This is a genomic window from Gynuella sunshinyii YC6258, from assembly GCF_000940805.1.
In the GTDB taxonomy this organism is placed as follows: Bacteria; Pseudomonadota; Gammaproteobacteria; order Pseudomonadales; family Natronospirillaceae; genus Gynuella; species Gynuella sunshinyii.
On the sequence record NZ_CP007142.1, the window covers coordinates 5,880,809 to 5,889,232 of the forward strand.

Sequence of the window (8,424 nt, forward strand, 5' to 3'; positions counted from 1 at the left end):
TAACGTAATGATGAAAATAACCCGACGACAATGGTTGGCCGGCGGTTCCAAACTGATGCTGGCGTCGATGCTGCCCAGACCGTTATGGGCGGCGCAGACGGCTGATTCCACCCTTCATTTGCAGGCGCAGGAAAGCACCGTAAACTGGCTGCAAAAACCGACCACCCTGTGGTCTTACAACCAGACCACACTGCACCTGAAACAAGGCGTGCCGCAGAAAATCCGGGTAACCAACAACCTGCCGCAAGCAACCACCGTACATTGGCATGGTGTCCGGGTTGCCAATGCGATGGACGGAGTGTCCGGCCTGACCCAGAGTCCCATCCAGCCTGGTGAATATTTTGAGTATGAAGTGATGTCACCGGATGCCGGTACCTTCTGGTTTCACAGCCATCACAATACCGTGGAACAGCTGGCCCGGGGCTTGTATGGCGCGTTAATCGTCAGCGGTGAGAAGGAACCGGTGTTTGAACAGGACTGGCTTTTACTGATGGATGACTGGTTGTTAAACGAGGATGGTCAGATTGATACGACCTTCAACAATCTGCACACCCAGGCCCATGCAGGACGAATGGGCAATATTCTGAGTGTGAATGCTCAGCTCGGGGCCTGGAAACAACAGACTCAACCAGGTGATCGGGTTCGCCTGCGTCTGGTGAATACCGCCACCAACCGAATACTGCAATTACGTCCTGAGTTTCCAGGCGCGCTGCTGCTGGCCAAAGACGGACAACCACTGATGACCCCTGAACCCGTGGGTGACCTGATTGTTATGGGACCGGGAGAACGCTGGGATCTGGGGTGGCTGGCAAATCAAACCGGTCAGCTGCTGGAGGTCAGTGGACAGACACCATTGCTTGTGGCAGAGGTAAACGTTTCGTCCAATGCCGCCATGGCTCTTCCACTGTATCCCGGTACTATGGCGCTACCGGCTAACCCTATGCCTCTGCCATCATCGGAGATTGATCAGAAAATCGATCTGATTCTGGAAGGCGGAGCCATGGGGCGTTTGCAAACAGCTCACTATCAGGGCAAGACCCTGAGCTTCCGGGAACTGGTTAACCACGGCCAGGTGTGGACCATCGCTGGTCAGGCGGGTATGTCGACAGAACCGCTGTTTCGCACGCGTCCGGGTCAGACCATTGAACTGCAGCTGGATAACCGCACGGCCTTTGCCCATACCATCCATTGGCACGGTCATCATGCCTGGGCGGATAACCGCTGGCAGGACAGCCTCACTCTGACCAGAGGACAGCGTAAAACGGTTCGGCTGTTGACCGGCAACACCGGTAAATGGTTGATCCACTGCCACATGATCGATCATCAGGCCACCGGTATGGTGACCTGGTTTGAAGTGGTTTAATCCGAATCAATAACAGGACGTAAATCTGGCCATGGAAATGTAAGCCCGGGTTTGTGGATCGCTTACGTTTTTGGCCTTTTTTTCACGAAGCAAATTTCAAATGACTCCGAGTCCGGGCCATCGGGATGTCCAAGGTAGTTGATGCACAGCAGTGTCAGTTTGTTATCAGGATACATTTCTTCTGCCAGTTGCCCTGCTGACCAATCATAACTGACACCCCCGGAAGGCAGTTCTTCGAAAGCGGTCTGAACCGCTTCGACCCGTTGTTGCCAGGAGGCATCAACAGGCATTTCAACAGCAACGGGGAAGTTAACAGCAAAATTACCAACTACTGAGTGCAAACCGCTGTGACGCAGGTTGGATAAGCAAAGCGCCATCCGGCATTACCAAAACCAGACAATGCCTGAATTAGAATATTGTATTGGAAGGCGCCTTCGAATTTTTCAACCTACGAACCCTACGTACGGCCGTGCAAGGCTTATCTGGTAAGGGTTTACGGACTTTGCCGCATTTTCAATCACGGACTTTTCAAGGCGGATATTCTCTAAATGGCCGAATGCTCATTGTGCCCCTTCCTATCTCTCAAAACCCAAGTCCATGACCAAAGAACAGAGAACAGAGAACAGAGAACTCTTTAAAATCAGCAATTTATTAATGGACCAATCAAAGAGTTTGTGTGGTGAATTGGTTGAGCAAACAGAAAATCCTCTCATGCAAGGCAATACAAAACACACCTCTGATTTTCATCAGAGTGTTGCAAAGTGCATCACCCTGATGCATGATCTGATCGTGAAAATTTATATCAACCAGAGATTTGAAAAAGCCCCATGACGACAAAGAAAACAACCCGAATAACGGTCAGCTTCTCGGAAAACGAATACTCGGCTTTGGAAGCGATAGCTCGTCAGCAAGATGCCTCCATGTCTTGGGTTGTACGAAGAGCAGTAAGCGAATACTTCGAGCATCACACGGAACCTAAGCAGGAGGAAATGCTCCTGAAATCCGACAAGTTGAAAAAAGCTCAATAACTTAGTTGATACTACAAAAATCAGTGATCAATACTGTGCAAACAAGATTTTGGTCAAAGCACTGGATCACAAAGCAGGCGGAAACAAAATTGAAACGCAAAGTTATTACAAACAAAATTGAAAGGCTGATGAAGGGCGAGAAAGCACGAGTGCTTGATCTTTTTGCCGGTTGTGGGGGGATTTCATTAGGTTTTCAGAAAGCTGGGTTTGAAATTTCTGCAGCTCTTGAAATTGATGAACATGCCGCAATGACCCATGCTCGAAACTTTCATCCAGATAGTCCCCAGTTTGAATCACATGCGAAGGCCAGAGATATCACTGCGACAAAACCTGAAGGCCTTGTTAAAGAACTGGGTCTGGGGAAATCTGTATCTTCATGCATTGATATTATCGTTGGGGGCCCACCGTGTCAGTCCTTCGCCAGAGTTGGTCGAGCTAAGTTACGTGAAATTGCAGAACACCCGGAAGCTTTCCTGAATGATCCTCGCGGTAATTTATATCTGAGTTACCTGCAATACGTTAAAAAGTTCAAGCCAGTAGCACTTCTAATGGAAAACGTGCCTGATGTTCTTAACTATGGGGGCCACAACATTGCGGAAGAGATTTGCGAAACTCTGGAAGACATGGGGTACGTTTGTAAATACACATTGTTAAATGCAGTATTTTACGGCGTACCAGAAATGCGTGAACGGATGTTTCTTATTGCATACGCCAAGGAACTTGAAACTCAGGTCAGTTTTCCTGAGCCCACTAACTGGATTGATTTGCCAAGGGGCTATCACGGTTCACGGCAAGTTGCATTGAAAACGATCCAGCCCAATCTTTTGGAAGAAACCGCGCACTCATACATGGACCCACCTGAACCTCACCCAGATCTGAAACCTGCAGTTACGGCGAAAGCTGCAATTGGCGACTTACCACCTATAACCCTTCACCTCGAAGGCAAGCTAAAACGTGGCGCTCGTCGATTTACTGAATTAACTCCTTATCCCAAAAATCAGCGGCTTAATGAATTTGCAAAATTGATGCGTGGCTGGCCGGAGTTCGAAAACAGTGATGGAATCTTTGATCATTTAATCCGCTATCTGCCCAGAGACTATGCCATTTTCCGGAGGATGGACCACGGCAATCAGTACCCTGAAGCTTTTCAGCATGCACTTGAGTTATTTGAGGAGCGACTGGCAGAAGCCAGAAAAGAAGGAAAGGCTATCAAGAAAGGCTCCGAGGCTTACGATGAATTGAAAAAGGCTACGGTACCACCTTATGACCCTGGTAAATTCCCTAATAAATGGCGGAAGATGGAGCCCGACCAGCCTGCCAGAACGTTAATGGCTCACCTGGGTAAAGATAGCTATTCGCACATCCACTACGATAGTGATCAGGCACGAACCATTTCAGTGCGAGAGGCAGCCAGATTGCAGTCATTCCCGGATGGTTTTATTTTTTCTGGCACCATGAACCCGGCATTTCGGCAGATTGGCAACGCAGTACCCCCTCTGATGGCTTATGCGCTGGCCAGCAAGATATTTCAAACGATTAATGAAGCAATAACAAACAACCAGGAAGATGTAGATGAATTTGTCAGAACGGCAGCAGCGGTTTAAAGACTGCATCATTGAAGATCCACTCAATAGCGAAAACACCAAATTTCACAAGCTATTCGGAGTGTCCAATAGCGCCAAGGTTATCGAGGGTGGATTGCAACTGGGAGTTGTAAACCTGGACAATGTCAAACCTGAAACCGATGGTTTTATTTTTGCCTGCGTACTGGGATTTCCACCGGAAGACGAAGTGTACTTCGCCGTGTTTGTAAAGTCTGGAGCGGGCGATCTTATTATGAGGCTCAATCAGATGCGCGCATCCGGAGCAGCTTCCAAACAGTCTGAAAATAAAGTAGCAGAAACCGCAGCGACACCCTACCTGGAGCTGGTACAAGAATCGACAGACAATCTCGAATATTCACATCGAAACAATCTGGTCGCAGTCTATCTGGCAGATGATGGCAAACTCTATTTGAGAAACAAGGGTTTCTGGGACTCGCTTCGCTTTGATCGAAACAGCTTTGGTGATGGAATTGCCGTTGATAAGATAAGCACCGGGCTCTACCCACCAGCACCGTCCGCACGCAGAAGCTTGCTGGCCAGAGAGTTTGTCGGTTTTCTCGGCAAATTTGTGGGTCGTGATAAGGTTCACGAAGTCTCCCCTTGGCCGGAAGAGAGTAACGTTCGACCAGCAATGAAACGATTACCTCACAGCTTACCGTTGAACGAAATATCAAAAGGAATACAGGAGCTAGGTGGTTACTACATTGATAATTTAATAGAGCGTTATCATGCGGGTCTGAACTATCATCCTGACAAGCACTTCGTCATTCTGGCAGGCCTGTCCGGTACGGGCAAAACCAACCTAGCCATTCAGTACGCTCGATCTGTGCATGGGTTAGAAAACATGGTCGAGCAGGACCCCTTTTTGTTTATCTGCCCCGTCAGGCCAGAGTGGACCGATCCGACAGGGCTTACAGGATACTACGACGTACTTTCCGACCGCTATATAGTCCCCCCGTTTCTTGAGGCAGTCCTGGTGGCAACAGCTAACCCTGAGACGCCTGTATTCGTATGTCTTGACGAAATGAATCTCGCCCGCGTTGAATATTATTTCTCGGACGTACTGAGCAGTCTGGAATCGGGTCACCCGCTTCAGCTCCACTCAAACTCCGTTCCTCTGGAAGGAAGCACCGGTGGAGAGATACGAGCCGATATACCGCTGCCCAGAAATCTTTACATCATCGGTACGATTAATATTGATGAAACTACCAACCCTCTCAGCGATAAGATATTGGACCGCTCAATTCTGGTCGACATGTCACAGGTAGACCTTGCAGGATATTTTAGCTCCATGAAATCTGGCAACGCCGAGCTTACTAATTCCATTGATTCGTGTGGAGCTCTACTCTCAGAACTCAATTCATGTCTCGCTAAAGAAAAACTGGGTTTTGGTTACAGAACCGCACGAGAAGCGCTTCTTTATCATCATTTCAACACTAACGCTTTGAACAGAGATTCTGACGATACGATTGACGAAATTTTGATACAAAAAATCATGGTAAAATTGAGAGGCTCAGAAAGTCAGAGAAACATGCTTAACAGGCTGGAGCAATTAATCAGCCGTTATCCTCGAGCTACCCAAGCCATCAACGAATTGAAAAATGACCTTGATGAAATGGGCTCTTTCCAGGCATCCAGGTAGAAATTGCCGTGACTGCATTATTTGTTTATCCAAAGAGAAAGCGAAACGAATCCGTTCAGGTCTGGCCTGAAGCTTCACCTCTGCCAGCAGGCTTTATTCAGGAAACCGGCACCTATTTATTTGAGCTTTCCAAAATTGATGATGTATTCAGCGCGGAAATGTTCATTGACGATGTTCCTCTGGAGGCACTGAGGCCACTTGATCAAAGTACTGCACTCTGGCAATGGACTCCGGGATTTCATGCCGGTTCGGTAGAAGCCTCATTTTCGTATGATAAAAAAGGTGTGCACCGATTCGAACTGGTAACCGATCCTGATCTGCGAAAGCTTAGTCGCGATCAGTTCGACACCATGGTGCAGGAAATACTGGAAGATACGTTTGCATTGTTCACCTTATCCAGCTTTAAAACAGGGATTGCACGAGGCTCAGCTGGACCGGTTCCGCCCATCGCCCGACTTGAGTTCCTGTATTCACGACTGGAACAGCTCAGTCACGTTATCAAATCGATTAATCGAAATCCAAGACGAGTATTGAAGCGACAGGAAATTACTCAGCCGTATTACAAAGCATCAAGGGCAACCGGGCCGGAAATTATAAAATCTTTCAGATCAGGAAACATTCGCAGAGAGACTGGCAAATATTCGCGCCTTCCCCGAAATCTAAAAGGTTGCTTACCAGCTCAAATTACCAGGGGCGTCACTCATTCGGCCCTGGTAATTCGCGAACATAGAGAAATCAAAACATGCCTGAAAAACTGGGCATGCTGGCTTAAGAGTATTAGCGAGCTCCTGAGAAAATCCTCCAGAAACAAAGGGGATATGGATCAGGAATCACAACAAATGAGCTCCGTCTGGGCAAGGCGAACAAACGGGATGAGCAGAATCTTATATGAGTTGTTAAGCCTACCACTCTTTCAAGAAATCCCTGATGCACCTGGAAAGCCTGAACTTTCATCAATCTATCGAAATGTGCCAACCTATAGACAATTCTTCCAGATATATCGAGATTTCAATCTGGGTCTAGCGAATATATTCGGCGATTTTTTACAGATGCCTTTAGCAAGGACTTTCGATCTCTATGAGCTGTGGTGTTTTCTTAGGCTATTGCGAGTTGCCCAACAAAACCTTGGTGTTCAACCACACGAATTGAACAAGCTATTTTCGTATATCCCCGGATCTGGGAGTGTCACAATTGAAGCAGAGGCAGTTATTATCCCATTGGGAAATGGTATTGCACTGTCTTTTCAGAGACGCTTCAAAGAATATTGGATAGAAAACAATGGAACGGGTTCGTTCAGCCGACATATGATCCCGGATATCACTTTCATCACACCGAGCACAAATGAAGACGGAAAGCTGATTGTTCTAGATGCAAAATATCGTATCGACAACAATCTTAATGCAGCGCTGGCTTCTATCCATATGTATAGAGACGCTTTGGTTTCGGCAGATGATCAGGAAAAGCTATCAGGTGCGGTTCGGGCCGCTTATTTATTGAGCCCTCATATTCCAGAGTTATCTCACACTGATTGGAAACAGACATCTATGCCAGGAAGATTGTTCCATCCAGGCTACAGAGATACGTTTCGTTTTGGCGCAGCCACTCTCAAGCCCGGAATGGCGTTAACGGAAATCTGGCAAACTTTACAAACTATTCTGCACGATGCCCAGGCAGCCTGACTCAAGACCGACTACAGAACAAAAGGATCCGCTGACACCTGAGCAGCGACACTACTGCATGTCGCGCATTCAAGGCAAAAATACCAAACTGGAATTGCAGGTTCGGAAGGGCTTGTTTGCTCTTGGATATCGATATCAACTTCATCGTAAAGATTTACCCGGCAAGCCAGACGTTGTCCTGCCAAAATACAATGCGGTCATCTTCGCTCATGGCTGCTTTTGGCATGGGCATAACTGCCACCTTTTTAAATGGCCAAAAACAAAACGAGAATTCTGGAAAAATAAAATTGTAAAGAACCAAGAAAATGATGATAAAGCAAAGAGCTTATTACTCAATGCTGGATGGAGGGTAGCAATAATTTGGGAATGCGCATTGAAAGGAAGCAGGAAAAAAGATTTAGATTTCGTAATCCATGAAACTGATGAGTGGCTCAAATCCTCAGCATTAGCTGTAGTTATTCGAGGGAAGCAAGACAAGGCATAATTTGGATTAGTTCAAACTCCCTCCCATTTTGAAGAATACAATCAACGCTATCTATCTTGAGGCAGGAAGGGTTGTAAGCTATTTAGGCTACTCGCAGGCAAGAATTTGGCTCAGGTGAAAACACTGGTCTGATGGACAAATTCAGTTCCCGTTTTGGAAGTTAAACCCGCGTCCTATAGCACCACAACTTAAGATCCCTAACAAATTTATTTTGTTGGTTTTGTATTATCTGAGTGTAGAAGCTATAGCTCAAATATTTCATAAAACCAAAAAATTCGAATAAACCACCGGCAGTTTTCGACACCCCAATCTTTTTGCTTGATGATTTCACGTAAACATGACCTGGATTTCCCGAACTCCAAACATACTTCCCCCCATTGATGATCAACTTACCGGGCAACACTCCATACTGGCTATCCAGATGCCAGGTTTCGAATCACTTGCCAATACAATATCTGGTGAGGATAAGTACTACTCAGGAAGATTCGAACCCGGCGGGTACTCAAAAGACACGTTTATCCGGTTGTTTTAGAAGCTTTCGCCATACGGTCAAATCAGATATTCAAGATATCAAAAAAGTAATGATGTTAAACCGACAAGCCGTTATGATACGGTGCCTGCTCT

At 46.8% G+C, this 8,424-nt stretch carries 8 protein-coding genes; 7 read left to right on the plus strand and 1 reads right to left on the minus strand.

Going from position 1 to position 8,424, the window contains the following annotated elements; all coding sequences use genetic code 11:
- The first annotated feature begins 7 nt into the window (after positions 1–7).
- A complete protein-coding gene (locus YC6258_RS24425; protein WP_052830553.1) occupies positions 8–1,363 on the plus strand; it encodes a multicopper oxidase family protein in 1,356 nt (451 codons plus the stop codon).
- A 62-nt stretch (positions 1,364–1,425) separates the two neighbouring features.
- Here YC6258_RS24425 and YC6258_RS24430 read toward each other — a convergent pair whose 3' ends face one another.
- Positions 1,426–1,740 carry a hypothetical protein gene (locus tag YC6258_RS24430; RefSeq protein ID WP_044619198.1) on the minus strand — a complete coding sequence of 105 codons (315 nt, stop codon included), beginning with the start codon at positions 1,738–1,740 and terminating at the stop codon, positions 1,426–1,428.
- A gap of 220 nt (positions 1,741–1,960) precedes the next feature.
- On the opposite strand from YC6258_RS24430, the gene YC6258_RS29995 reads away from it, so the two are divergent.
- From YC6258_RS29995 to YC6258_RS24455, 6 genes are all read left to right on the plus strand, one after another.
- Positions 1,961–2,194, plus strand: a complete 234-nt coding sequence (locus tag YC6258_RS29995) for a hypothetical protein (protein ID WP_144407739.1) — start codon at positions 1,961–1,963, stop codon at positions 2,192–2,194.
- Positions 2,191–2,391 carry a ribbon-helix-helix protein, CopG family gene (locus YC6258_RS24435; protein WP_044619199.1) on the plus strand — a complete coding sequence of 67 codons (201 nt, stop codon included), beginning with the start codon at positions 2,191–2,193 and terminating at the stop codon, positions 2,389–2,391. Before YC6258_RS29995 ends, YC6258_RS24435 begins: the two co-directional genes overlap by 4 nt.
- Before the next feature lie 89 nt (positions 2,392–2,480).
- Entirely contained in the window at positions 2,481–3,995 is a 1,515-nt protein-coding gene (locus YC6258_RS24440; protein ID WP_211264583.1) for a DNA cytosine methyltransferase, read from the plus strand.
- Positions 3,964–5,637 (plus strand): McrB family protein, encoded by a 1,674-nt coding sequence (locus YC6258_RS24445; RefSeq protein ID WP_044619200.1) that lies wholly within the window; start codon positions 3,964–3,966, stop codon positions 5,635–5,637. The genes YC6258_RS24440 and YC6258_RS24445 overlap by 32 nt, the downstream gene beginning before the upstream one ends.
- Before the next feature lie 8 nt (positions 5,638–5,645).
- Positions 5,646–7,316 (plus strand): DUF2357 domain-containing protein, encoded by a 1,671-nt coding sequence (locus YC6258_RS24450; protein WP_044619201.1) that lies wholly within the window; start codon positions 5,646–5,648, stop codon positions 7,314–7,316.
- Between the two features lie 58 nt (positions 7,317–7,374).
- Positions 7,375–7,800, plus strand: a complete 426-nt coding sequence (locus YC6258_RS24455; RefSeq protein ID WP_044619202.1) for a very short patch repair endonuclease — start codon at positions 7,375–7,377, stop codon at positions 7,798–7,800.
- The last annotated feature ends 624 nt before the right edge of the window (positions 7,801–8,424 follow it).